Origin of the sequence: Trinickia sp. NRRL B-1857 (genome assembly GCF_050470685.1) — a bacterium.
Classification (GTDB): domain Bacteria; phylum Pseudomonadota; class Gammaproteobacteria; order Burkholderiales; family Burkholderiaceae; genus Trinickia.
The window spans coordinates 1,195,759-1,220,204 of sequence record NZ_JBFLUK010000001.1 but is presented as its reverse complement, the minus strand read 5'-3'; the positions used below and the strand labels follow the sequence as shown (position 1 = coordinate 1,220,204).

The window sequence follows — 24,446 nt, the reverse complement described above, 5'->3', positions numbered from 1 at the left end:
GACAGGGCCGTCTTAGGCCCCGTCGATGATCGCGCTTAGGCGGCGATTGTCGTGGGCGTCGTGTCGCGCAACGCGTTCGCGGTAGGGTAGGGGACGGGAAAAAAGCGCTCGGTGAACGAGGCGATTCGCTCCGCGGATGCACTCAGCCGGGCGCGCAGCGGTTCCTCGAATACGGCGCCGCCTTCCGGACGACGGACGACTTCCCGATCGAGCGCAAAGACCGAAGGCAAAACGGCTTCGGTGCCGAGTGCCTGGAGGACCGGGCGTAGCGCGTAATCGAGCGCGAGCAAATGCGCGAGGCTTCCGCCCGTGGCCACGGGCAATGCGATTTTGCCGTCGAAGCCGTCTTGCGGCAACAGGTCGAGAAACGCTTTGAGCAACCCGGTGTACGCGGCTTTATAAATCGGTGTGCCGACGATGACCACGCGAGCGCGAGCGACCTTGGAGAGCGCGTCTTCGATCGACGGCGCCGTGGTATCGGCACGGATCAGCGCCTCGCCGGAGAGGGTCGGTAGTGCAAGCAACTCGGTCGCAAGACCTCGTTGTGCAAGAAGCGAGAGCACATGAGAGAGGACCAGTTGCGTTCGGGAATCGGGAGAAGGGCTACCGGAGATGGCGAGAATCGTCATATCAATCGTTCGAAAGAGGGGTTAGGGGCGTTTCCTTGGTCTTTTATCGATGGAGATCGAACGCCTCCATGCAACGATGAGGTGCGTTCTCGGTTGCTTGGCGGTCCCCAAGCAACCGAGAAAGAACGCGGTCTTCGATTTGCGCGAAGCGCGGCGAAACGCGGGTCCTCGGTTTGACTAAATCGACAGGCTCGTCCCACGTGACCCGACCGCGTTCCAGCAGGATGATGCGATCGCCCAGCGCAACGGCTTCTTGCACGTCGTGTGTCACAAGCAGCGCTGTAAACCGGTGTTCCACGCGCAAGCGTTCGATAAGCGCATGCATCTCGATGCGGGTCAACGCATCGAGCGCGCCCAGCGGCTCGTCGAGTAGCAGCAACTGCGGCCGATGCACGAGCGCACGAGCAAGCGCGATGCGCTGCCGCTGGCCGCCGGAGAGTTGCATCGGCCAGTCGTTCGCGCGTGCGAGCAGACCCACGTCGGCGAGCGCGCCGCGCGCATCGTCGCGCGAGGCGCGCCCGAGCCCGAGCATGACGTTATCGAGTACCGATTTCCATGGCAGCAGGCGTGCGTCTTGATACATGATTCGCGTATCGAGCGTGCCGCCCCGTTCGCCGGACTTCATGATCGTGCCCGCGCTGGTCGTCTCCAACCCCGCGACGATGCGCAGTAGCGTGGATTTTCCGCATCCGCTACGACCGACGATCGCGACGAAGCTGCCGCGCGCGATCGATAGGTCGATGCCGTCCAAGACGACTCGATCGCCATAGCGCTTGCCGACGCCGCGTAGTTCGACGGCGACGGAAGCGGGAAGCTCGTGCTCGGTCGTACGCCGCCGGGCGGTGGAGGTGGCGTCGATTGTCTCGCGGACCTTGGCGGGCCTCGGCGATACGAGTTCGGATTCAAGGTCGGCGCCCGCGATCGCGCCGAAGGACGCGGCCAAAATCGTTCCTGTCATGCTGCTTCTCCCGCTAGGTAGGCCGGGTGCCAACGCAATAGCACGCGCTCGAGTCCTTTCGCGAGTACATCGGCGAGCTTGCCAAGCACCGCGTAAAGCAGGATGCCGACCACGACGACGTCGGTCTGCATGAACTCGCGCGCGTTCATCGTCATATATCCGATACCTTCCTGAGCGGAGACGGTCTCGGCGACGATCAGCATCACCCACATGAGGCCGAGCGCGAACCGCACGCCGACCAAGATCGACGGTAGGGCGCCCGGGACGATGACGTCGCGATACAGCGCGAAGCCCTTTAACCCATAGCTTTTCGCCATCTCGACGAGGCCCGCGTCGACGGCACGGATCCCGTGATAGGTGTTGATATAGATCGGGAAGAACACACCGAGCGCGACGAGAAAGAGCTTGGCGCTCTCGTCGATGCCGAACCACAAAATCACGAGCGGGATCGTCGCGAGTACCGGGATGTTGCGGATCATTTGGATCGTCGAATCGAGCACGACATCGGCGGTTTTCGACAGTCCGGTGAGCAGCCCAAGCATGAGGCCGACGCCGCCGCCGATGGCCAGCCCACCGAGTGCACGGCCCGCGCTCACTTTGACGTCGTCCCACATGACGCCCGAGCGCATAAGCGCCCATGCGGCACGTAAGACGGCAATGGGCTCCGGCAGTACGCGCGCCGACAGCATTCCCGAACGCGCCGCCGCCTCCCAACACACGAGGAGCGCCGCTGGCAGGAGCCACGGCGCCGTTGCGCGCGCAACGCGATGCGCGCTCTGGTCAAGGCGGACGCTGCCGAGCGCGAGAAGGATCGATCGAGTTCTCGTCACGTCTTGCTCTCCTTCAGCTTTGGCTCGCTTGCGGCAGGTAGCTGTTGCCGACGACTTCGCCGAAGGGACCGGACAGCGGCCCGTTCGATGTCGAGCGGCCGTCGCCGACGCCGATCAGCGGAAAGACGAGCTCCGCGAATCGATACGATTCCTCGAGATGCGGATAGCCGGACAAGATGAAGGTCTCGATCCCGAGTTGCGCATACTCGCGCATGCGCTGGGCGACTTGCACCGCACTGCCGACGAGTGCCGTTCCTGCGCCGCCGCGCACAAGGCCGACGCCTGCCCATAGATTCGGATAGACCTCGAGCGTTTCGCGCGAGCCGCGCCGGCCGCCATGCAGTGCGGCCATCCGGCGCTGACCCTCCGAATCCATGTTTGCGAAAGCCTGCTGCGCGCGTGCGATCGTGGCGTCGTCTAAGCGGCTGATAAGCCGCTCGGCATCCTGCCAGGCTTCTTGTTCCGTCTCGCGGGCGATGACATGCAATCGAATGCCGAACTTCACCGTCCTCCCACGGGCCGCGGCGAGCGCGCGCACCTCGGCGATTTTCTCGGCGACCGCCGCGGGCGGCTCGCCCCATGTGAGGTAGGTATCGATATGCTCGGCGGCGATCCGATGAGCCGCCGGCGACGACCCGCCGAACCAAAGCGGGGGATGCGGGCGCTGCACGCTCGGATAAAGCAGCTTCCCGCCTTTCGTGCTCAGATGCCGTCCGTCGCGATCGATGCTCTTTCCTTCATGCGCGCCCGCGATCAGATCGCGCCAAATGTGCAAGAACTCGTCGGTAATCTCGTAGCGCGTATCGTGATCGACGAAGACGCCGTCGCCGGCCAATTCCGCTGCGTCGCCACCCGTTACGACATTGATCAAGAGACGTCCGGCGGACAGCCGGTCGAAGGTTGCCGCCATGCGCGCCGATAAGCCGGGGGAGGTCAGGCCGGGGCGGATCGCCACGAGGAATTTGAGTCGCTGGGTCGCCGGTATCAAACTCGATGCGACGACCCATGCGTCTTCGCACGAGCGGCCGGTCGGCAACAGTACGCCTTCGTACCCGAGAGTATCGGCCGCTACCGCGATCTGCCGGAAGTAGTCATAGTTCGCAGCGCGAGCGCCCTCGGACGTCCCAAGATAGCGACTGTCGCCATGCGTCGGAATAAACCAAAATACCTTCATTCGTACTCCTAACGTTTATTCGATGCGAATCAGTTTATGGGTTACCCGTCTCGTTCCGTAACGAACGCTTTCTGCTTTGAATTTCACTGCTCGTGATGAAGCGATCGCAAGCGCACCCCGCGTCCTCTAATGCCAGACGGCGGTCGCGATATCGATCTGCTTCGGTATGAGCTTCAAACGGAAGAACGTATCGGCGATTCGCTGCTGACTCGCGACGACGTCGGCGTCGAGCGGGGTTACCCCGTACGACGCGTGGCTGAGCGAGCGCTCGGCGATGTCGATCGGCAGGCCGATCTGCGGCGCGACGATCTGGGCGGCCTCTTTTCGATGAGCGCCGATCCAACGGCTTTCGTCGTCGATACGGGCGAGCGCGAATTTCAGCGCATCGGCGTGGGCTTGCGCGAACGAACGTGACGCGGTGTAGAACTGGTGGTTGTCGGCGACGCCGCCGCTTGCGTCGGCGAGCACGCGCGCATCGAGCTTCACCACCGCGGCGGATGCGTACGGATCCCAGATCACCCAAGCATCGACATTGCCATTCTCGAATGCGGCGAAGCCGTCGGAGGGGGTGAGGTAGGTCACCTTGACGTCGTCGTAGCTCAGATGGGCTTTCTCTAGCAGGCGCACGAGCAGGTAATGGACGTTCGAACCGCGATTGAAGGCAATGCGTTTGCCTTTGAGGTCGGCGAGCGTTTTGATCGCCGACGATTTCGGCACGAGAAGCGCTTCGCCGGTAGGGGCGGGCGGCTCGACCCCGACGTAAAGCAAATTGTCGCTGGCGGCCTGCGCAAAGACGGGCGGCGTCTCTCCGACGACGCCTAGGTCGATCCCGCCGACATTCAGCGCCTCGAGCATTTGCGGGCCGGCCGGAAACTCGATCCAGCGCACGGCGATCCCGCGTTGTTCCAGCGTACGTTCGAACACGCCTCTCGCTTTGATGACCGAGAGATCGCTGCCTTTTTGCCAGCCGATTCGAAGGGTTGTGGCGGCGTGAGCGGATATCGCGAACGCGCCCAGCAGCAGTGCGACGAAGGCGGCCCGTGCGCCGGAAAAGAAGGCGCCGTGACGATGTGAGGAGCGAATCATGGAATGCGTCGGCAAATGGATGAAAGAGGTGCCGGTCGTGCTGCCCGCGGCGACTGAGAAGGGTCAGTCTAGTCAGCCCCCCAAGGCCAGGCCAACGAAGAAATAACGATTTCCTTATCGAAGGCAGTGCCGTAGCGGCCGATGAAAAGCGTCTATGGCGGCCTAGGGCTAAGCCGGCAGCGCACGAGGGCGCGGTCGGCGGCGATTACCTACGAGGTAATGGAAAGGGCGCGGCGTTTCGCTATGATCGCGGTCATGGACCAGACCTTTACGCCTTCGCGCGCTTCTCGCCCCGTCGCCCACCGACCGAACCGCCCGGTGGGCGATTTGCTGCGCGAGTGGCGTCAGCGTCGCCGTATGAGCCAGCTCGTCTTGGCGACGGAGGCCCAGATCTCGACGCGTCATCTCAGCTTCGTCGAGTCGGGTCGCGCCCAACCGAGCCGCGAGATGCTCATGCATTTGGCCGAGCAGCTCGACGTGCCGCTGCGAGCGCGCAATGCTTTGCTCGTCGCCGCGGGCTACGCACCGCTCTACGCCGAGCGCCAGCTGAACGATCCGCATCTCGATGCGGCGCGCGAGGCGGTCCAACTCGTCTTGCAGGGACATGAGCCGTATCCGGCGCTCGCGATCGATCGGCACTGGACGAAGGTGGCCGCCAACGGCGCGTTGGCGCCGCTCGTCGCGCGTGCCGATCCGCGCTTGCTCGATGCGCCCGTCAATGTGCTGCGGCTGTCGCTGCATCCGGACGGCCTGGCGCCCCATATCGTCGATTGGGCAGGTTGGCGCGCGCATGTATTGCAGCGGGTGGAGCGGCAGGCTCAAGCAAGCGGCGATGCGACACTCGCGGCGCTTGTCGAGGAGCTCGCTGCGTATCCGGCACCGGCGGGCGCCGATCCGGAGCCTAGCCGTGAGCCGGCGCCTTTGTCGGATGTCGTCGTACCGTTTCGATTGCGCACCGATATCGGCCTATTGTCGTTTTTCAGCACGACGACCGTGTTCGGTTCGCCCGTCGATGTGACGTTGTCGGAACTCGCGATCGAGGCGTTCTTTCCTGCCGATGCAGCCACGGGAGAGGCGTTGCGCGCCTATCGCGCAACGCGAGAGAAAGGGGCCGCGTGACGGCCCGGGCGCGGGCGACAGAATACGCCGCGCCGTGGGAAGACGTTAGACGACGCCTTCCGCTTTGAGCCGGTCGATCGTCTCATCGTCGAGCCCGAGCACCGAACGCAGCACGTCCCCGGTGGCTTCGCCGAGCACGGGCGGCGCAAGCCGAACCGGTAAGCGCTCGCCGTCGAGCCGATACGGCGGCGCGAGGACGTGCTCCGTCTTCGCGATCGGATGCGCTTGTTCGGTAACGAGCTGGGCGGCGACTGCGCGCGGCGAAGTCAAGGCCTCGTGTAGCCCCATGACTTCGCCGCAAGGAATACCTGCGGACGCCAGCCGATCGAGCAGCACTGCGCGAGGGCGCTTCGCCAATTCGCCCGTGAGTTCCGCGACCAGCGTGTCGCGGTGCTTGCCGCGCGAGACGTTCGTGCGAAAACGATCGTCTTCGGCCAAGTCGGGCCGTTCGATGACGTCGCGGCAAAACCGTTCGAACTGCGCGTTGGTGCCGACTGTAACGACGATCGGTCCGTCTTGCGCGTCGAAGACGCCGTACGGAATGATCGATGGATGCGCGTTGCCGTAGCGCGGCGGATCTTCCCCCGCGAGCAGTGCTTCGAGCCCGTAATAGGAGGTGATCGCCACACCGCAATCGAACAGCGCCATCTCGACGTGGCGGCCGCGGCCGCTGCGCTGCCGATCGAACAACGCCGCGAGCACCGCTTGCGTCGCATACATGCCGGTGACCAGATCGACGACGGCCACGCCGAATTTCAATGGCGGCTGAGTCGGTTCGCCGTTCAGCGCCATCAAGCCTGCTTCGCCTTGAATGACGAGGTCGTAGCCCGGGCGCGCCGCTTCGGGGCTACCGCTGCCGTAGCCCGAAATCGAGCAGTACACGAGCGCGGGATGCAGCTCGCTCAGCGTCTCGTAGTCGAGGCCGAACTTGCGCGTGCCGCCTAGTTTGAAATTCTCGATGACGACATCGCTTTTGAGCGCCAGCTCGCGTGCGAGCCGTGCGCCTTGCTCGGTCTGCAAATCGAGCGTCAGCGACCGTTTGTTGCGGTTGACGCTGTTGTAGTAGCACGTCTCGGTTTGACCGATGCGCGAGCCCCAATCGCGTGTATCGTCGCCGCGCCTCGGATGCTCGACCTTGATGACCTCGGCGCCGAGGTCGGCCAGCGCCATCGCGCACGATGGGCCGGCGAGCACGCGCGACAAATCGAGTACACGGATACCGGTAAGCGGCAGAGCCGGAGCCCCGCCTTTGATCGATTCGGCCATTGCCTGCTCGTGGGTCAACTGTTCGTGATCGCGTTCGCTTCGATTTCATCGCTCGGTGCACGGCCGAGCGCGATGTAGCGCGCCAAATGATGATCTTCGTCGCCTAGCTGATGATCGATCATGACGAGCCGTTTCGCGTAATGTGCGAGCGGCAACTCCCACGTCATGCCGATACCGCCGTGCAATTGCACGGCTTCGCGCGAGAGGCGCGAGCCGATCCGCCCGACCGTGTACTTGGCCGCCGATAACGCGCGCTCTCGCGCAACGCGCGGCCCATCAAGCGCGGCCGACGCGTTGATGACGGCCGAGCGCGATTGTTCGAGATCGATCGCCAGATCGGCCATGCGGTGTTGCAAGGCCTGGAAACTGCCGATCGGCACGCCGAACTGGCGACGCGTGCGCAGGTACTCGAGCGTCGCGCCGAAGGCCGTCTCCATCGCGCCCAAGCCTTGCGCCGATAAGGCGAGCACGCCTCGGCCGAGGGCGGCTTCGAGCGTCGGGAGGCCCTCGTCTTGCTTACCGACGAGCGCGTTCGCGGGTAGCATCACGTCGCGTAAGAGTAATTCGGCACCGCGCCCGCCGTCGATGAGCGGATAGCCGCGCCCCGTGACCCCAGGCGTCTCGCGCGGGACCCAGAACAGCGAAATTCCGCTCTCGCTATCGACGGCGCCGCTCGTGCGCGCCGAGACGAGTACGCCATCGGCCGCCTCGCCGAACAGCACGACCGCTTTCGTGCCGTTCAGACGCCAGCCGTCGTCCGCGCGCGTTGCCGTCGTCGCGACGCGGGCAAGTTCGTAGCGCGAATCGGGTTCGCCGTGCGCGAACGCGGCCACGGCTTCGCCCTCGATCAACCGTTCCAGCCATGCCCGTTGCTCGGCGTTGCCGGCAAGCGTGATCGCGTGGCCGGCAACGAGTGCGCCGAGGAACGGCTCGAGCACGAGGCCTCGCCCAAGATGCTCGAAAACCACGGCGATGTCATCGCCGGTGCCGCCGAAGCCCCCGTGCTCAGGGGCGAATAGGGCGCCTATCGCGCCCAGTTCGCCGAAGCGCCTCCACATCGCGCGGTCGAAGCCCTCGGGCGAAGCGGCGATCCGCTCGCGTGTGGCGAATGCGTATTGCTCGGCGACGAAGCGCGAGAGCGTGTCTGCGAGCATCCGTTGCTCGTCGGTCAACTCGAAATTCATCAGCTCGCCTCTCAGAGTTCAAGGATCGCTTTCGCGATGATGTTCTTCTGAATCTCGTTCGATCCGCCGAAGATCGACAACTTGTAGTTGTTGAAGTCGCTCTTCGCGGCGTCCGGCGCATCGACGGCGCCGAGTGGGGGGCCATCGTAATCCTCGTCGAACGCTTCGTCGACGAACGGCTCGGCGTAGGGTCCCAATGCACGGCGCATGAGCGAGGCGATCTCCTGGCGGATCTCGGTCCCGCGCACTTTGAGCATGGAGCTTTGCGCGCCGGGCGCGCCCCCGCCCGCGGCGGCGGCGATCGTGCGCAGATTCGTCGTCTTCATGTTCTCGAGATCGATCGCCACGCGTGCCATGCGAGCGGCGAATAGCGGGTCGCTAGCGAGAGGTCGCCCGTCGTGCATGATCTTGGCCGCCGCTTGTTCGAGGCGTTCGAGCGCCGCGACCGAGAAGCCGACGCCCGCGATGTTCGTGCGTTCGTACGTGAGCAGATACTTGGCGTACGTCCAGCCGCGGTTCTCCTCGCCGATGAGGTTTTCGGCCGGCACGCGTACGTCGGTCAAGAATACTTCGTTGACTTCGTGTTCGCCGTCGAGCGTGACGATCGGGCGCACCTCGATGCCGGGCGTGCGCATATCGATCAGCAAGAAGCTGATGCCTTCTTGTTTGCGAACGTCGCTCGCGGTGCGCACGAGACAGAACATCATGTTCGCGTAGTGGCCGAGCGTCGTCCATGTCTTCTGGCCGTTGACGATGTAGTGCTCGCCCTGTGCGTCGACCCCGCGTACCGCGCGCGTGGTCAGCGACGCGAGATCGGAGCCGGCGCCGGGCTCCGAGTAGCCTTGGCACCACCAGTCGGTGCCGTCGAGGATGCGCGGCAAGTAGTAGCGCTTTTGCGCTTCGCTGCCGTACTTGATCAGCACGGGAGCCAGCATGTTCACGCCGAACGGCACGATGCGCGGCGCGCCGGCCAGCGCGCATTCGTTCTCGAAAATGAAGCGTTCGACCGCGCTCCAACCGGTGCCGCCGTACTCGCGCGGCCAGTGATTGGCGAACCAGCCTTGCGCATTGAGAATCGCATGCCACTCGGCCATGTCTTCGCGGGTCAGCCTAAGGCCTTGCTTCACCTTGTGCGCGGTGCGCGTGGGCAATCGTTCTTCGAGAAAGCGCCGTACTTCGCGGCGAAATGCTTCTTGTTCTGCCGTGAAACTCAGATCCATCGCTCAAGCCCTCGCTGACGATCGAGTGAGAGTAACGGGCGCGCGATGCCGCGCGTCCCGTGCGGTAAGTCAGGATGCCGTGCCGTTCAAGCTTGCGAAATCGGCGCCGCGCTCGACGAGCTCGACGATGAGCGGCGACGGTTGCCAGAAGAACGCGTCTTCTTGCGACAAACGCGTGAGTTCGGCCAACACGTTCGGCAGCCCGAGCATGTCCGCGTATTTCATCGGGCCGCCGCGGTAGCGCGGAAAGCCGTAGCCGTAGATCAACGCGACGTCGACATCGAGCGGGCGCAATGCAATGCCTTCGCGCACGACGTTGGCGGCTTCGTTGATGACGGCGCACATGAGGCGGCGCACGATTTCCTCGTCCGTGAAGCTGCGCGGCGAGATGCCGACACGCGTGCGTTCGCTATCGATGATCGCTTCGACCTCGGGATCGGGCGTGCCGGTACGCGCGCCTTCCCTATACAGATAGAAGCCGCGTCCGGTCTTCTGACCGAACCAGCCGCGCTCGCAGAGACGGTCGGCGATCTCGACATAGCGCATGCGTGGATCGCGCGTCGGAGCGCGTCGCTTGCGGGCGGCCCAGCCGATGTCGCCGCCGGCCAGGTCGACGACCTGATACGGGCCCATCGGATAGCCGAACTCGCGCATGGCACGGTCGATTTGGTAGGGCGAGGCGCCGTCCTCCGTCAAATAATCGGCGGCCGTGCGATAGACCGCGAGCAGGCGATTGCCGATGAAGCCGTCGCATACGCCGGCTCGCACCGGTACCTTGCGCACTTGCTTGGCAAGCTCGAATGCGGTGGCGACGACATCCGCGCCGACGCGGGCCGGCACGACGATCTCGAGCAACTTCATGATGTTGGCCGGCGAGAAAAAGTGCAGGCCGACGACGTCAAAGGGGCGCGAAGTCGCGCCGGCGATTTCGTCGATGTCGAGATACGACGTATTCGTCGCGAGAATCGTGCCGGGCTTGCAGACTTTGTCGAGCTCGACGAAGACGGCTTTTTTCACGGCCATGTCCTCGAAGACGGCTTCGATCACGAGATCGACGTTCGCGAGGGCTTCGTACGCGGTGCTGCCGGTGAAGCGCGCAAGGGCCGCGTCTTTGACCTCGGCCTTGATCCGGCCTTTCGCGAGCAGGCCGTCGTAGACGCGCTCGATATGCGCGCGGCCGCGCGCGAGCGCCGCTTCGTCGCGCTCGATCATCGTCACGGGCAACCCCGCGTCGAGTACGGCCACCGCGATGCCGGCGCCCATCGTACCGCCGCCGACGATGCCGACCGCCGCAATCGAGCGCGGCGAGGCGGCCTTCGTTTCCGGCGCCTTGGCGACTTCCCGTTCGGCGAAGAACGCATGGACGAGGCCCGCGCGCTGTGGACTCTCGAGACACTGCATGAACAGTTGACGCTCGAGCGCGAGGCCTTCGTCGAACGGGAGCGTCAACGCGGCTTCGACGGCGTCGACGATCTTCATCGGCGAAAACAGTCCGCGCGACCGGGCGGCCGTGTCTCGACGCGCCGCATCGATGGCTTCGCGGCTCGCCTGGGTATCGGCTAGCGCGCCCGCGGCGCGCGTGGGCCGCACGCCGGCCTTGGCCGCCAGCAATTCGCGCGTGTAGGCCAGTCCCTCGCCGAGCACGTCGTCGGTCGTCCCGATGCGATCGACGAGACCCATCGAAAGCGCTTCCTCGGCGCGCGCGTGACGGCCCGAGAGCATGAGATCGAGCGCGCGGGCCGCGCCGATGAGCCGAGGTGCGCGCTGCGTGCCGCCGGCACCCGGCAGCAACCCGAGCTGCACTTCGGGCAGTCCCAATTTGGCGCCGCGCACGGCGAGCCGATAGTGCGCGGCGAGCGCGATTTCGAGACCGCCGCCGAGCGCCGCACCGTGAATGGCGGCAACGACGGGCTTGTTGCACGCTTCGATGCTGTTGCAGACCGAAGGCAGGAAGGGCGGCAACGGCGGTTTGCCGAACTCGCGGATGTCGGCCCCCGCGATGAAATTGCGGCCGGCGCCGACGATCAGCACCGCCCCGACGGCAGCATCGGCTTGCGCAGCATCGATCGCGTCAGCCAGGCCGCGACGCACATCGACGCTCAACGCGTTGACGGGCGGATGATCGATGGTGACGACGAGCACGTTGCCGTGCAGCGTTCGGGAGACGACTGGGGCTTGTTGAGAGAGTGTCATAGCGGGCGCACAGCGAAGGTGGACGATCGTGCGATTGTTGATCGGATAGCCGCAATTGACAATTAAAGCTTCAATTGACAGACTGTAAAAATTTCCTTGACATTGAATCGTGCGCCTTCCGTCGCCTTGGAAACCATGGATCTGAATTCGCTCTCTTTGCTCGTCGAAATCCTGGAGGCAGGCAACCTCAGCGAGGCGGCGCGCCGGTTGAAGATGACGCGCGCCAATGTCAGCTACCACCTGAATCAGTTCGAGCGCACGCTCGGCCTTCAGTTGGTCCGGCGTACGACGCGGCGCGTGGAGCCGACCGAGGCGGGGCTGCGCCTCGTCGAGCACGGGCGTGCGATCCGGCGGGCGCTCGAGGCGGCGCAAGAGACCGTCGAGACGCTCGGACGAACGCCGCAGGGTCGCGTCCGCCTGTCCGTGCCGAGCGGCTACGGGCAGCTCGTGATGGCCGATTGGCTGCTGCAATTCAAGCGGCTGCATCCCGGCATCGTGCTCGACGTCATGTTCGAAAATCGCGTGGAGGATTTGCTGCGCGATGAAGTCGATATCGCCGTGCGCGTCATGTCGGAGCCGCCGCAGAATCTCGTCGCACGCGATATGGGCGCCGTCCGCTACGTGGCTTGCGCCTCGCGGGCCTATGCGGACGAATACGGCTTGCCGACCGAGCTCGATGCGCTGCGCACGACGCCGCTCATTACGGCAACCGTCGTCGGCCGTCAATTGCGCGTCGCGGCTTATCTCGGCGAGGAGCGTCACGAGGTGCTGCTCGAACCGACGCTGATTTCCGAAAATTTTCTCTTTTTGCGTCAGGCGGTCCTAGCGGGCTTGGGCGTCGGCATCGTGCCCGATTATGTGGTGCAAGACGATATTCGGCGCGGCGAGGTCGTGACGACGCTCGACGCTTGGCGGCTTAGTATCTTCGGCACGCATATGTACCTGCTTTACATGCCGGATCGACATCAGACGCGGGCGGCAGGCGCATTCATCGATTTCGTGCTGGAGCAGGCAAGAAAAGCGGGGCGGACCGGCTGACTGCCCGGGCCGCCCCGCCAGCGAGCGCGCACATCGCGTGCGCGCCCAACGGTCGCTATCAGTGATGCTTTTTCACGTCACGGTCACGGTTGAGCTCGTCCTTCAGGTTTTCCTTCGCATCACCGTAACCCTTGCGAACCTCGCCTGCGGCTTCCTGTAGGTCGCCCTTGGCTTGTTGAGCCGGGTCGTTCGTCACGTTCCCGACAGCTTGGTTCACCTTGCCCTTCATCTTTTCCGCTACGCCCTTTACTTGGTCCTTGTTCATGTGAGCTCTCCTATCAGGGGGTTGCCTCTTTAGGGTGTGCCGCACGTGCGACATCGCTCTATCCGCAACGCACGTGCCCGCCCCGCGCGATGCGCGGGGGACGGAGCACAAAGAAGGGAAATGCGGTTTGCGGGCGATCAGAAAGCCTGTGCCGCGCCGGCGTCGCGGGTGTCCGCGGCGGAGGCTTGCGCCTTTACGTCGCCGTCCTCCGCGAGCACGGGGGCAAGCGAAGGACCGAGGGACTTGAGCAGTTGAACCGCCATTGCGCTCGTATAGTCGTAGCGCGCGGCATACGGCTCGTGCGCATAGGCCGTGAGCGTGCCGTAGAACCGGTCGCCGATGACGAACACGAACACGGCGGTACGATTGACCTTGCGCGATTCGATGAGCCGGCCGCCGCGTGCGTAGACGCCGAAGCGTTGGTCGCCGGTCCCGGTTTTGCCGTACACCGGCAGCGTCCGTCCGTCGCCGAGCGGCAGCCCGGTCGACAGGCGCGCGCCCGTGCCGCCGTTGACGACGTCGTGCAGCAAGCTGCGCACGACCGTGACGATATCGGGCGAGATCGCTTGATTCGCCGGGCTCGGCGCACGGCCGAACCGCGTTTCGAACGGCGTGCCCTCGGCGAACGTCAACGTGTCGATGCTTTGCGCGCGATCGGACTTGCCTTCGTTCGCGACGATCCCGATCAGGTGCGCCAAGGCGTCGGGGCGGTCGCCGGACGCGCCGATGGAAGCGGCGAACGACGGCGTGATCGTCTCGAAGGGATAGCCGAGCGCCCGCCAAGACTTGCCGATCGCATCGTAGGCTTGCAACTCGACCATGTGACGAATGCGACGATCCTGCGTCAGATGATGGCGTGTCTTGAAGAGCCATTTGTACGAGGTGATGCGTGCGTCCCGGCTGGCCTTGCGCAGTTCGTCCTCCGTCGCATTCGGATGTGTGCGCATATACGCGAGCATCCAAAGCGCGATGGGATGCACACCCGAGATGTAGCCGCGATCGTTCAAGTTGAATTTATCGATGGCGTACTTCTCGTAAAGCTTCGCAAGATCGTCATCGGAAATCGACGCGCTGGCCGTATGCTTAAGCGCGTCGCGCATACGGCCCGCAAACCACGGGAACGGTTCGCCCGGCGCCACGCTGCGCAACGCCGTTGCGAGTTTCGGCGGGCTCTTGCGCATGTCGGCGACGAGCGTGTCGATCGCCTCGTCGGCGCTCTTGCCGTGATACTTCACGAAGAACCGGTGTAGATAGACGAGACTTTCCTGATCGACGAAGGCGTCCAGGTACCGACGGCGTAGCGCGGGATCGTCGAACCAATGGGCGGACGGGCCGGCGCTTTGGACCATCTCATAGTGAACGATGTCGCGCATGAGCCGCACGAAGACGAGGTTGACCGAATGCTGGAACGCTTCGCGCACTGTGAGGATGCGTCCGTTTTCGGCCTTGTCGAAATTCGAGAACGTTTGTGCGCCGCCGCCCGTGTAGAACGTTTCGCCGGGACTGGCGGAATATTTACGTTCGACGGCCGCCTCCAGCATGGCGGGCAAAGACCGATCGCTCGTGTGCGCCAGATAGTCCACGGCCCAACGCGAGAGCCCATCGAGCGGGTCCACGTTGACGTGCTTCAATTGCACGGTGCTCAGGTCGGCATAACGCGCATGCAGCGTCGATACGATTTGCAGGTAGGTGATGACTGTCCGTAGTTTCGCGGTCGAGCCCAGATTGAGCCGAGCCCCGCCGTTGATGTCGAACGGCTGGTTCACGCTATCCGTTTGAACGCGTACGACGTCATGACCGTCCTTCTCGTGTTCGAAGAGCGCGAAACTGAACGAGATCTTCGACGGATCGTCGCCGGGGCGCAGCATTTCGAAGCCGTATAACCCTGCGGCTTTCGCGCCGTCGACCGTGGCCGCGGCCTCGAGCTTGTCGGCGACCGCACGCTCCACCGAGTCGTTCAGCGTGGAGTGCACGGTCAGGTCCAACCGGTCGAGGTCGTAAAAGCTGTCGAGGCCGAGCGCTTGCTGCAAACGCGAGCGCACGAGCGTGACGGCCTTGCGTGCGACGAACGATGCCGCCGGCTGCGGCGGCGCACCCTTGTGAGCATCGAGCGAAGCGGCGAGGGCTGCATCGCGCAGCGGCGCCGAAATCACGCCGTTGGCCGCGAGTACGCGCACGTAGCTGTCGGTCAGCCGCTCGAGCGCGGGCCGGTTGCGAACCAGATAAAACGACGGCGCCCGCTGCGCGATCAGCAGCGACAGGGCTTGCTTGAACGCGAGCGCTTCGGCCGCCAATACGCCCGGTGCGGCCGGACCGTTGCCCGTTTCGCTCGTGATCTGCGACAGCAATCGGTTGACTTCGGCGAAGTCGCGCCCGTACCAGGCCGTCAGGCCGTCGCCGAGCCCTTGGACCTCGCCCACGCCCGCACGCGCGGCGAGCGGGACTGTATTCAAGTAACGGACGACGATCTGTTTGCGCGCGGCCGTGGTGTTTTCGCCGCCGAGATACGCGCGAATCGATGCCGATGCGATTTGGCGCAGCTTCTCGGGCGGGGTAGCCGTGCGGCCGCCCGGCGAGTGGCGGAACTTTTCGGTTTGCGTGGCGAGCGTGCTGCCCCCTGGGGTCAATTGATGGCGGTTCACGACCCGCAGCGCCTGATCGGTGAGCGCCCGCGCGAATCGGCCCCAGTCGATGGCCGGATTGCGATCGGGTTGGCTCGTGTCGAGCAGATAACGATCTTCGATGAACGTCAGCGCATTGACGACGACCGGCGGAATCGAATCGAAGTCGGCGTAGGCGAGCGCAGGGTAGCGCGCGGCGAACAGCGGCGTGCCTTGCTCATCGAACAAGCGTAGACCGGCCTGGTCCTTTTCCGCGTATGGCATGAAAAAACCACGGTCGGCGAGCGACGTCATCATCGACGAATCCCTGGCCTGGCTCGTCACGACGTAACCGCGCGCGCGCAATCTGGCTTCGAAGTCGGGCAGACGCGCGTAGCCGAGCCGTAGGTCATAGGGGCCGCCCGGAGACGGGAAGCGGATTGCGGGACTCGGGCCCGGCTCGGTTGAAAACGTTACCTGTCGACCTAGACGCGCAAAATAGGCGGCTTGCAGCCGCGAAGTCTGCATCTCGAGCGAGATGAAGTAGGCCAGGAGCCCGACGAGCGCGGCGATGCCGACGAACGTGAGCCATTTCCATCGTGCGCCGGGCGACATCGTCGAGATGTAGCGCAAGGGCAGACGAGCGATCGGCCGATTCATGATGAGGCTCCGTGGGCGGCGTCGCCATCGCACTGGCGACGCTCGTACTAGTTTAATCACGAGCCGAACGCCTGTGGAGGCCGCATGATGTGCTCTGCCGCACGAATGTTTTTTGTCGCGTTCGAGCCGCGTGCTAGCACCGGCGTCCTTCTACCGACCTTATCAGCAACGCGCAGGCCCGGCGATGGGTCGCGCGCGCCTCATTCATTGCTTCTCGGCGGCCCAACGAAGGTGCATCGACGGTGCATTTGTACATTATGTGCACCCGCTATTGCGCGTAAATATGACGCTCCGGCCGCAATGCAGCATTGCTTTCGGTATTAATTTCCCGTCAAAAACGTTTAATGCTTAAACGAGCTTTGGTTCGATTTTCGTTGGCCAAAAATGTGAGATGATTACGCTCGTTTTAATCGACGCGGGCGAGCGTCGACTAAAACCGCAGCGGGGGTTTATGCAATCCGAGGAGGTCTCGGCGAGATTAACCGTCAGGCGCAGTATGCCTGCGGCGGGCACCGTTCCTCGTCCGCAATTTTCATCGCGTCGTTCGTTTGCCGAACAAGCGTCGCGCGATGTGAAATCGTGGAAATCCAGCCGCTGCAAATCGCAGTATCAGCATTGAAATAAAGAAGAGCCTTTGGCATGCGTCTCATACGAGAGACGCGGCCCGGTTTGCGCCGGGCTGCGGGGGATGTTTGCCGGGATGTCGATGCTCCGGCCGCCGGGCGCGGCCGTTTCGGTATCGCGCGGGTCGTTCGCACGGCTTGCGCGACGACAAGGAGGCATAAATGAAAAGCTGGGCCGAGGAACTGTTGCACGAATTGAATCACACGAGCTCCGATGCGGAGATCTTCAGCAAGATCGAGGCCGCGGCAAGCGGTTTGGGCTTCGAGTTCTGCTCGTACGGGCTGCGCGCGCCGTGGCCGTTGTCCAAGCCGAAGATGCGGTGGCTGAGCAACTACCCGGAAGCGTGGAAGAAGCGGTATCAAGAAGCGCGTTATTTGGACATCGACCCGACCGTGCAGCACGCACGCCGGTCGCAATCCCCCATCGTCTGGAGCGATGCGCTGTTCAGCGGGGTGCCCGAGTTCTGGCATGAGGCGCAGTCGTACGGCTTGCGTCACGGCTGGGCTCAATCGGCGTTCGATAGCTGCGGCGTGGGCGGCATGCTCACGCTCGCGCGTTCGAACGATCCGCTCACGCCCGTCGAGCTTGCCGAGAACGAAGTGAAGATGCGTTGGCTCGTCAGCACGGCGCATCTCTCGCTCAAACGCGTGTTGATGCCGACGTTGATGTCCGATCCGGAACGCGGGCTCACCGACCGAGAGGTCGAGGTGCTCAAATGGGCCGCCGACGGCAAGACCTCGGGCGAGATCTCGAAGATCCTCGTGATCTCGGTCGATACGGTGAATTTTCACGTCAAGAATGCCGTCACGAAGTTGAAGACGACGAACAAAACGGCCGCAGTCGTTCGCGCCGCGATGCTCGGCTTATTGCAATGACTTGTCTGTCTAATCGTTGAAATCGGTTTCAGGCATGTCGACGATGCTGTAAGTTCTCCGCATAGGGTTGCCTGACGACAATTGTCGTTGGGCAATACATTCGCGCCGCGAAACGGTGTTTCGTTAATTTTCTTTCCGTGGTTAAAGTCGTGAAAGTTTGCAACTATGCGATTCGATACGATCGAGTTAATGAGCGCGCGACAGATTGCATATTGCTCATGCCGATCGCGGCTACTTAATTGGAATAAATTGAACGGGCGTGCAGTAGTCGGTGAAGGCGGGGGCAAACCTAGACCCGTCCCGTTCACTGCGGGTGCCTGTAATCGTTCGAAATAAATCAACGAGCGCCGGCCTCGGCTAATGACGCTGCCGCGCCGGCGTGCGTCGCACCGATCGGCCTTCACGATGCCGTGGTTAAGCTCGGACGGGACGGCCCGACGAGCGTTTGGGAGTGGCACAAACGCCCGCCGTCGAGCTCATAGGCGGTCACCCCCGAGCAGGGCGCGGGCTCGGCATTGCGTTGCGCAATTACCACAGCCGTCCCCTCGCCGGCGAGCTCGGCGCCAAGCCCGGCGACTTGTTCCGCTTCGGCGGGCGTCAGGGCGTCGAACGGGTCGTCCAACAGGAGCAGGCGCGGCCGAGACATCAGCGCGCGGGCGATCGCGAGAAGCTGCCGCTCGCCGTCGGTTAGGCGGCCCGCGCTTTGATGCTCGCGCGTCTTCAGGAAGGGCAGCCGCTGCGCCAGTCGCTCGGCCTGCTCCTCGACGCGCGGCCGGTCGGTATCGCGCCAGACCGCAGCCAGCAGGTTTTCCCGAACCGAGAGCGAACTGAAAAGCAATCGATTGTGCGGCACGTAGGCGATGCCGCGAGCGAGTAGCTCGGTGGGACGCTTGCGGCGCAGATCTTCGCCGTCGAAGCGTATGACGCCGCGCTTGGGCCTGACGATGCCCGCGATCGCCATGAACAACGTCGTTTTACCCGCGCCGCGAGGCCCTAGCACGTAGGCGAGGCTGCCCGCGAACAGCGCGAACGAGATGTCGTCGATTACCTCGCCTTTGCCGTAACCGGCGGCGAGCGATTCGATTTGCAGCAAAGGCATGCGCATCGGGTGTCACCTCCGGAAACGGATACGACGTGCGTCAGGGCACGCCGTACTCGAATGCCGTCGATTTCACCCGCCGAGCTTCCAAGCGACAACTACCATAAATGGTAGGTTGTAAACAGCGCCTCTCTCGTGTCCTAGGACAGAGCGACACGCTCGCCGGCCGGCAACGCTGCCTCCATCGCCAGCGCATTGCCCTCGGCGTGCTCGGCCGACTGGGTGGCCGGCGCGCCGGTGGGCCGCGCATGGTGGCTCGTGCTGACGATCGGTTCGGCCGTACTGCGCGCCTGTTCGACGATCCACTGCGCGACGTCGCGCACGTCCTGGCGCGCAGCCGCTTCCGCCTGCACGAGCCAGTACGCGTATCCGCTGGGCTTGCCCTTGCCCGTGTCGATGGCCACGAGCTTGCCTTCGGCGATCAGCGGTTCGACGAGCGCCGCGCGTCCGAGCGCGATGCCTTGACCTGCCAGTGCCGCTTGCACGACCTGGTCGTAGTGATTCAAGTGCAGCATGCTGCGCGGCTTGATTTCGCCGAGGCCCAAGGCGCCCAAATGGTCCGACCAGCGCAGTAGCGGCCGGCGTAGGCCGTCGAATTCGATCAGGACATGGTGGGCGAGGGTATCGGCGTCGACACGCGTGACGCCGAGCGAGGGGCTGGCGACCGCCATGATCGTTTCGTCGAACAGGCGCATGGCGCCGGCAGGGGCATCGGCCACGCTCGCATAGCGAATCGCGAGGTCGATGCTTTCGGTGCGCAAGTCCAGCAGCTTGTCGTTGGCGGCCACACGCACGTCGAGCGCGGGATAGCGTTGCTGCAACTCCGACAGTCGCGGGAGCAGCCACAATGCCGTCACCCCGATGCTGGCGGTGATCGTCACGGGCTGCTTCTCGGTCGGTCGCGTGATCGCCTCGAATGCGTCTTGCAACTGGCGCACGACGCCGTCGGCGGTGCGGAACAGGCGCTCGCCGGCCGGCGTAAAGGAAATCGAACGATAGCCGCGATGAAACAGCGATACGCCGAGCGCATCTTCAAGCGAATGAATCTGCCGGCTGACGGCGGATTGCGTGAGACACAGATCCTCCGCCGCGAGCGTAACGCTCATACGGCGGCCGACAGCGACAAAGCCGCGGATTAGATCGAGCGGGGCAAGTCGAACGAGAGGCGTTGCCATGCGTCTACCTCATGCGAAAGTGACAGGAAAGTAAATTGATTCGAAGCGGGGCATCGGATCAAATGGGAACTGACAGCCATGGGCGACGAATCGTCCATGTGCGAAACTTCGAGTACGGCATAGGGAGAAACGATGAATCAGGAGCGAGCAGAGGCGAGCGTGCCCCGTAAGGTCACGTTCGACGCGCCCGACGGTACGCCGATCAGCGGTTTCGTATGGCAGGCCGGCTGCGGCGAGCGTCCGGTCGTCGTCGTCAATTCGGCCACCTCGGTCCGGTGCCGCTACTACTTCCGCTTCGCCGATTACCTCTTCGCGCATGGCCGCGATGTGCTGGTCTACGACTATCGCGGCATCGGCGAATCGCGCCCCGCCAAGCTCGCCGGTTTCGAGGCGAACTGGATCGACTGGGGCGCGCTCGATTTCGAAGCGGCGCTGCGCTTCGCCGCCACGCGCTTCGCCGGACAACCGATCGACGTCGTCGCGCATAGCATCGGCGGTTGCCTGATCGGCATGGCCCCATCGAACACGACCATTCGTCGCGCGGTGACGATGGGTGCCCAATACGCCTATTGGCGCGATTACGCGCGCGAGCATCGCCTTGCCATGTTGCTCAAATGGCATATCGCCATGCCTGCGCTCGCTGCGTTCTTCGGCTACGTTCCGGCGCAGCGTCTGCGCTGGATGGAGGACACGCCTCGCGGTGTGGCGCGTTCTTGGGCAAGGAGTCGCGCCCGCCTCGAGGACACCTACCGCGCGCGTCCGTTCGCGCTCGACGACGAACGCGTTGCCGAGCTCGTTGGGCAATTCGCCGCCTTGCGCGCGCCGCTGCTCGCCATCAGTACCACGGACGATCCGTTCGGCACGATACCCGCGATCGAGCGTTTGCTCGCCTACTTCGAAGGCTGCGAGACGCGCACGCACCTGCGTCTCGAACCGAGCGCGTTCGATGCGGATGCGATTGGACATTTCGCCTTTTTCCATAGCCGATTCCAGACGCGCCTATGGCCTATTGTGCTGCAATGGCTCGAGACCGCTTCGCTTGCGCAGGCTACAACGGGCGAACGCGTGTCGGTGCGTCGTAGCGCCGGCGAACAGCCGGCGCGAGCGGAGCGCGCGGTGGATTCGTCGCTCGCTTGAGGCGGTTTTTTTCATCGGCAATTCCCCATTTAGATGCGCTCGCAACAAGTGCATCGGATCGTGCCGGATTTAAGCCATTCTTATGCGAAACCGTAACTGGCACATTTGGTAGGCGCATGTCGAACGCCCTTCGGTGAAGGGATTCGGTGCCTATCGAGTGGGGAAGAAAGTGCGAGATTTTGGCCGATCGAAGCGATGCTCTAGCCGCGCGCGAGTGAAATTCGCGGACGCTCGCGCGTCGTCGGCCGGCGCGAGGTGCTACACGATGCCGCCCGCGCGTCGCGGGCGCTTTTGTCGAAATCGCATCAACGTTCGTCGTCGCCTGACTCGTCGGCATCCGCATCGCCTCGGACCGCGTCTGCGAAGCGCGCAAGTGCCGCGAGCGATCCGCTCACGCTTACGTATTGCTCGCGGCCGATCCGCGCATCGAGCAATACCGCCATGCCCGATTCGCGTGCGAGTTCGATAAGGTCGAGTCGCGGTGGTTGTCCTTGCGTCTTGTTCATATTCGTCGAAAGAATCGCTCGGTGATGCCGGGGCTTGCGCGCCCGCCGCCTCCGATGGCGCGGTCTCGCGCCCAACGCGACAGGCTTCGCGATGGGCCCCGCTCTGGATGAAGCATGAGGCGTACCCACTTGCAATGGCCGCTCGGTGTTGCGTCCCGCGAGCATCGACGGGAGGCGCACCGCAGCTGAACTCGACCAACGAGGTACGAAGCGCCGAGCTGTCGAGCATTGAAAAAATCGCCGGCACACGCGGTTTGGACTGATTTGTCTAGACAAGATCGGCGCCCTCTCTCTAGGGCCGGACCTCTCCCCGCATCGGCCGCCGCATCCTTGAAAAGTAGGCGGATTGAGGCATTCGGAGCCAATCTGTACCGCCTATCTGTCTAATGGTTATCCCTAGTTCGAGATTTTTAAAAACAACTTGTCTATACAAGATGGCGACACTAGACTCGCTGTCAGATCGGGGCATGAGGTGGGCGATCCGCCTGCCGTCCTGCCCGGGCAGAACAGACAAACAGCACAGTCGACACAGGATGCCTTCCATGATGATTCTTACGCCGGGCCACTTGACGCTTCCCCAGTTGCGCCGCATTGCACGCGAACGTGTCACGTTGACGCTCGATCCCGCCAGCCGCGCCGTCATCGATGCCGGCGCCAAAGCGGTCGCGGATATCGCGGCTAAAGGCGAACCGGCATACGGCATCAATACCGGTTTCGGCCGATTGGCCAGCACCCACATCCCGCACGATCAACTCGAGCTGCTGCAACGCAATCTGGTGCTGTCGCACGCGGTGGGCGTAGGCGCGCCGATGTCCGAGCCCGTCGTGCGGCTCTTGATGGCGTTGAAGCTCTCGAGCCTCGGCCGGGGCCACTCGGGTATCCGCGGCGAAGTGATGGATGCGCTCGTGACGTTGTTCAACGCCGACATCTTGCCGATCATTCCCGTCAAAGGGTCGGTGGGCGCATCGGGCGATCTGTCGCCGCTCGCGCATATGTCGGCCGTGTTGCTCGGCATCGGCGAGGTCACGGCCCGCGGCGAACGCATGAGCGCGGCCGATGGGCTCAAGCTTGCGGGCCTGGCGCCGCTATCGCTGCAAGCGAAGGAAGGCCTTGCGCTGTTGAACGGCACGCAGGCGTCGACGGCGCTCGCCCTCTACAACCTGTTCGCGATCGAGGATCTGTTTCGCACGGCACTCGTTGCCGGGGCGCTGTCCGTCGATGCGGCCGCGGGTTCCGTCAAGCCGTTCGATGCACGCATTCACGCCTTGCGCGGTCACCGAGGCCAAATCGAAGCCGCGGCCGCGTACCGCGCGCTGCTCGACGGTTCGGGGATCAACTTGTCGCATCGCGATTGCGATAAGGTGCAAGACCCGTACAGCCTGCGTTGCCAACCGCAGGTGATGGGCGCATGTCTCGACCAGATGCGCCACGCGGCCGACGTACTGTTGATCGAGGCCAATGCCGTCTCGGACAACCCGCTCGTCTTTCCCGATACGGGCGAAGTGCTCTCCGGCGGGAATTTCCACGCCGAGCCCGTGGCGTTCGCGGCCGACAACCTCGCGTTGGCCGCCGCCGAAATCGGCGCGCTGGCCGAGCGCCGCATCGCACTGCTGATCGACGCGACGCTGTCGGGCCTGCCGCCGTTCCTCGTCAAAGACGGCGGCGTCAATTCGGGCTTCATGATCGCGCACGTGACGGCCGCCGCATTGGCGTCGGAGAACAAAACGCTCGCGCACCCGGCGTCGGTCGATTCGCTGCCCACCTCGGCCAATCAGGAAGACCACGTGTCGATGGCGACCTTCGCCGCGCGCAAGCTGGCCGATATCGCCGAAAACACGGCCAACATCCTCGCCATCGAGTTGCTTGCCGCCGCGCAAGGCGTGGATCTGCGTGCGCCGCACCGCACGAGCGGCGCGTTGCAACGCGTGATGCAGACCCTGCGCGAGCATGTGCCGCATTACGATCTGGACCGGTACTTCGCCCCCGACATCGCCAGCATTGCCGGGCTTGTCATGAACGGCACGATCGCAAAGGCCAGCCCGCTGTCGTTCGCCTCCGAAGCGAGCGCTCACGCTTGAGTATGGACAGCGTCAAGGCCGTGAATGCACCGGCGTATCAGGGCATCAAAGACTTCATCCTCGCTCGGATTCACTCGGGCGAGTGGGCGGAAGGCGATCAGGTGCCCTCGGAAAACGAGCTCGCGCGCGAGTTCAAAGTGGCGCGCATGACCGTGAATCGCGCGCTGCGCGAACTGACGGCCGAGCAGGTCCTCACGCGGGTCCAGGGCGCCGGTACGTTCGTCGCGAGGCCCAAGTACGAATCGACGCTCGTTGCGATCCGCAGCATTTCCGATGAAATCGCCGCACGCGGCCATCGCTATCACGCGAAGGTGCTCGAACTCGATGCCACGGTGGCGAGCGAGGCGCTGGCCGACGAAATGCAGGTCGCGCCCGGCAGTCCGGTCTTCCATTCGCGCGTATTGCATTTCGAGAACGACGAGCCGGTGCAACTCGAGGCGCGCTGGGTTAATCCGGCCGTTGCGCCCGAATATGCCTTGCAGGACTTTTCGCGCGTGACGCCGAATCAGTATCTGACGCGCGTCGCTCCGTTGCAGCGCGTGGAGTACCGGATCGAAGCCGCGCAACCCGAACCCGATACGCGCGCGCAGTTGCGCATGGACGAGACTGAGCCGTGTCTCGTGCTGCATCGGCGCACCTGGTCGCGCGAACAAGTTGCGTCGGTGGCCGACCTTTGGCACCCCGGCAGCCGGTACCGCTTCACCGGACATTTTTGAGCCGCACGAAAGCC

General features: G+C 64.0%; 20 protein-coding genes. 6 read left to right on the top strand and 14 right to left on the bottom strand.

The features are described 5' to 3' along the window. Positions 1 to 35: 35 nt before the first annotated feature. The 5 genes from ssuE to AB1286_RS05235 all read right to left on the bottom strand — a co-directional run bounded on the left by ssuE (position 36) and on the right by AB1286_RS05235 (position 4,677). Positions 36 to 629 carry an NADPH-dependent FMN reductase gene (ssuE, locus tag AB1286_RS05255; protein WP_430362276.1) on the bottom strand — a complete coding sequence of 198 codons (594 nt, stop codon included), beginning with the start codon at positions 627 to 629 and terminating at the stop codon, positions 36 to 38. 43 nt (positions 630 to 672) lie between these two features. Further along, on the bottom strand, positions 673 to 1,587 hold the full coding sequence (locus tag AB1286_RS05250) for an ATP-binding cassette domain-containing protein (protein WP_430362275.1): 915 nt from the start codon (positions 1,585 to 1,587) through the stop codon (positions 673 to 675). Further along, positions 1,584 to 2,399: an aliphatic sulfonate ABC transporter permease SsuC gene (gene ssuC, locus AB1286_RS05245; RefSeq protein ID WP_430364990.1), complete on the bottom strand. Its 816-nt coding sequence runs from the start codon at positions 2,397 to 2,399 to the stop codon at positions 1,584 to 1,586. Before ssuC ends, AB1286_RS05250 begins: the two co-directional genes overlap by 4 nt. Positions 2,400 to 2,430: 31 nt before the next feature. After that, the gene (ssuD, locus tag AB1286_RS05240; RefSeq protein ID WP_430362274.1) at positions 2,431 to 3,591 is read right to left on the bottom strand and encodes an FMNH2-dependent alkanesulfonate monooxygenase; all 1,161 of its coding nucleotides are present in this window, start codon (positions 3,589 to 3,591) and stop codon (positions 2,431 to 2,433) included. A 126-nt stretch (positions 3,592 to 3,717) separates the two neighbouring features. After that, entirely contained in the window at positions 3,718 to 4,677 is a 960-nt protein-coding gene (locus tag AB1286_RS05235; RefSeq protein ID WP_430362273.1) for a sulfonate ABC transporter substrate-binding protein, read from the bottom strand. Positions 4,678 to 4,932: 255 nt separating this feature from the next. Between AB1286_RS05235 and AB1286_RS05230 the strand changes: the two genes are divergently transcribed. Then, on the top strand, positions 4,933 to 5,796 hold the full coding sequence (locus tag AB1286_RS05230) for a helix-turn-helix domain-containing protein (protein WP_430362272.1): 864 nt from the start codon (positions 4,933 to 4,935) through the stop codon (positions 5,794 to 5,796). Positions 5,797 to 5,841: 45 nt separating this feature from the next. Here the strand turns inward: AB1286_RS05230 and AB1286_RS05225 are convergent, their stop codons facing one another. The 4 genes from AB1286_RS05225 to AB1286_RS05210 form a co-directional block, all read right to left on the bottom strand. Further along, positions 5,842 to 7,062, bottom strand: a complete 1,221-nt coding sequence (locus AB1286_RS05225; RefSeq protein ID WP_430362271.1) for a CaiB/BaiF CoA transferase family protein — start codon at positions 7,060 to 7,062, stop codon at positions 5,842 to 5,844. A 14-nt stretch (positions 7,063 to 7,076) separates the two neighbouring features. Next, on the bottom strand, positions 7,077 to 8,246 hold the full coding sequence (locus tag AB1286_RS05220; protein ID WP_430362270.1) for an acyl-CoA dehydrogenase family protein: 1,170 nt from the start codon (positions 8,244 to 8,246) through the stop codon (positions 7,077 to 7,079). 11 nt (positions 8,247 to 8,257) lie between these two features. Beyond that, entirely contained in the window at positions 8,258 to 9,466 is a 1,209-nt protein-coding gene (locus AB1286_RS05215; protein ID WP_430362269.1) for an acyl-CoA dehydrogenase family protein, read from the bottom strand. Between the two features lie 69 nt (positions 9,467 to 9,535). Further along, complete coding sequence (locus tag AB1286_RS05210) at positions 9,536 to 11,659, bottom strand: 3-hydroxyacyl-CoA dehydrogenase NAD-binding domain-containing protein (protein ID WP_430362268.1); 2,124 nt, start codon at positions 11,657 to 11,659, stop codon at positions 9,536 to 9,538. A 135-nt stretch (positions 11,660 to 11,794) separates the two neighbouring features. Here AB1286_RS05210 and AB1286_RS05205 point away from each other — a divergent pair, with 135 nt between their 5' ends. Next, positions 11,795 to 12,697 (top strand): LysR family transcriptional regulator, encoded by a 903-nt coding sequence (locus tag AB1286_RS05205; protein ID WP_430362267.1) that lies wholly within the window; start codon positions 11,795 to 11,797, stop codon positions 12,695 to 12,697. A gap of 58 nt (positions 12,698 to 12,755) precedes the next feature. Here the strand turns inward: AB1286_RS05205 and AB1286_RS05200 are convergent, their stop codons facing one another. Beyond that, positions 12,756 to 12,962, bottom strand: a complete 207-nt coding sequence (locus tag AB1286_RS05200; protein ID WP_430362266.1) for a CsbD family protein — start codon at positions 12,960 to 12,962, stop codon at positions 12,756 to 12,758. A 137-nt stretch (positions 12,963 to 13,099) separates the two neighbouring features. Further along, the gene (locus AB1286_RS05195) at positions 13,100 to 16,222 is read right to left on the bottom strand and encodes a transglycosylase domain-containing protein (protein WP_430362265.1); all 3,123 of its coding nucleotides are present in this window, start codon (positions 16,220 to 16,222) and stop codon (positions 13,100 to 13,102) included. 785 nt (positions 16,223 to 17,007) lie between these two features. On the opposite strand from AB1286_RS05195, the gene AB1286_RS05190 reads away from it, so the two are divergent. Continuing rightward, on the top strand, positions 17,008 to 17,721 hold the full coding sequence (locus AB1286_RS05190; RefSeq protein ID WP_430362264.1) for an autoinducer binding domain-containing protein: 714 nt from the start codon (positions 17,008 to 17,010) through the stop codon (positions 17,719 to 17,721). 400 nt (positions 17,722 to 18,121) lie between these two features. Here the strand turns inward: AB1286_RS05190 and AB1286_RS05185 are convergent, their stop codons facing one another. Both AB1286_RS05185 and AB1286_RS05180 read right to left on the bottom strand, forming a co-directional pair. Continuing rightward, complete coding sequence (locus AB1286_RS05185) at positions 18,122 to 18,826, bottom strand: ATP-binding cassette domain-containing protein (RefSeq protein ID WP_430362263.1); 705 nt, start codon at positions 18,824 to 18,826, stop codon at positions 18,122 to 18,124. Positions 18,827 to 18,960: 134 nt separating this feature from the next. Continuing rightward, positions 18,961 to 19,995: a LysR substrate-binding domain-containing protein gene (locus AB1286_RS05180; protein ID WP_430362262.1), complete on the bottom strand. Its 1,035-nt coding sequence runs from the start codon at positions 19,993 to 19,995 to the stop codon at positions 18,961 to 18,963. 132 nt (positions 19,996 to 20,127) lie between these two features. On the opposite strand from AB1286_RS05180, the gene AB1286_RS05175 reads away from it, so the two are divergent. Continuing rightward, positions 20,128 to 21,132, top strand: a complete 1,005-nt coding sequence (locus AB1286_RS05175) for an alpha/beta hydrolase family protein (RefSeq protein ID WP_430362261.1) — start codon at positions 20,128 to 20,130, stop codon at positions 21,130 to 21,132. Between the two features lie 305 nt (positions 21,133 to 21,437). Here AB1286_RS05175 and AB1286_RS05170 read toward each other — a convergent pair whose 3' ends face one another. Next, positions 21,438 to 21,638 carry a hypothetical protein gene (locus tag AB1286_RS05170; RefSeq protein ID WP_430362260.1) on the bottom strand — a complete coding sequence of 67 codons (201 nt, stop codon included), beginning with the start codon at positions 21,636 to 21,638 and terminating at the stop codon, positions 21,438 to 21,440. 542 nt (positions 21,639 to 22,180) lie between these two features. On the opposite strand from AB1286_RS05170, the gene hutH reads away from it, so the two are divergent. Together hutH and hutC are read left to right on the top strand one after the other, a co-directional pair. Beyond that, positions 22,181 to 23,716 (top strand): histidine ammonia-lyase, encoded by a 1,536-nt coding sequence (gene hutH, locus AB1286_RS05165; RefSeq protein WP_430362259.1) that lies wholly within the window; start codon positions 22,181 to 22,183, stop codon positions 23,714 to 23,716. Between the two features lie 20 nt (positions 23,717 to 23,736). Then, positions 23,737 to 24,432 (top strand): histidine utilization repressor, encoded by a 696-nt coding sequence (hutC, locus tag AB1286_RS05160; RefSeq protein ID WP_430364989.1) that lies wholly within the window; start codon positions 23,737 to 23,739, stop codon positions 24,430 to 24,432. Positions 24,433 to 24,446 lie beyond the last annotated feature (14 nt).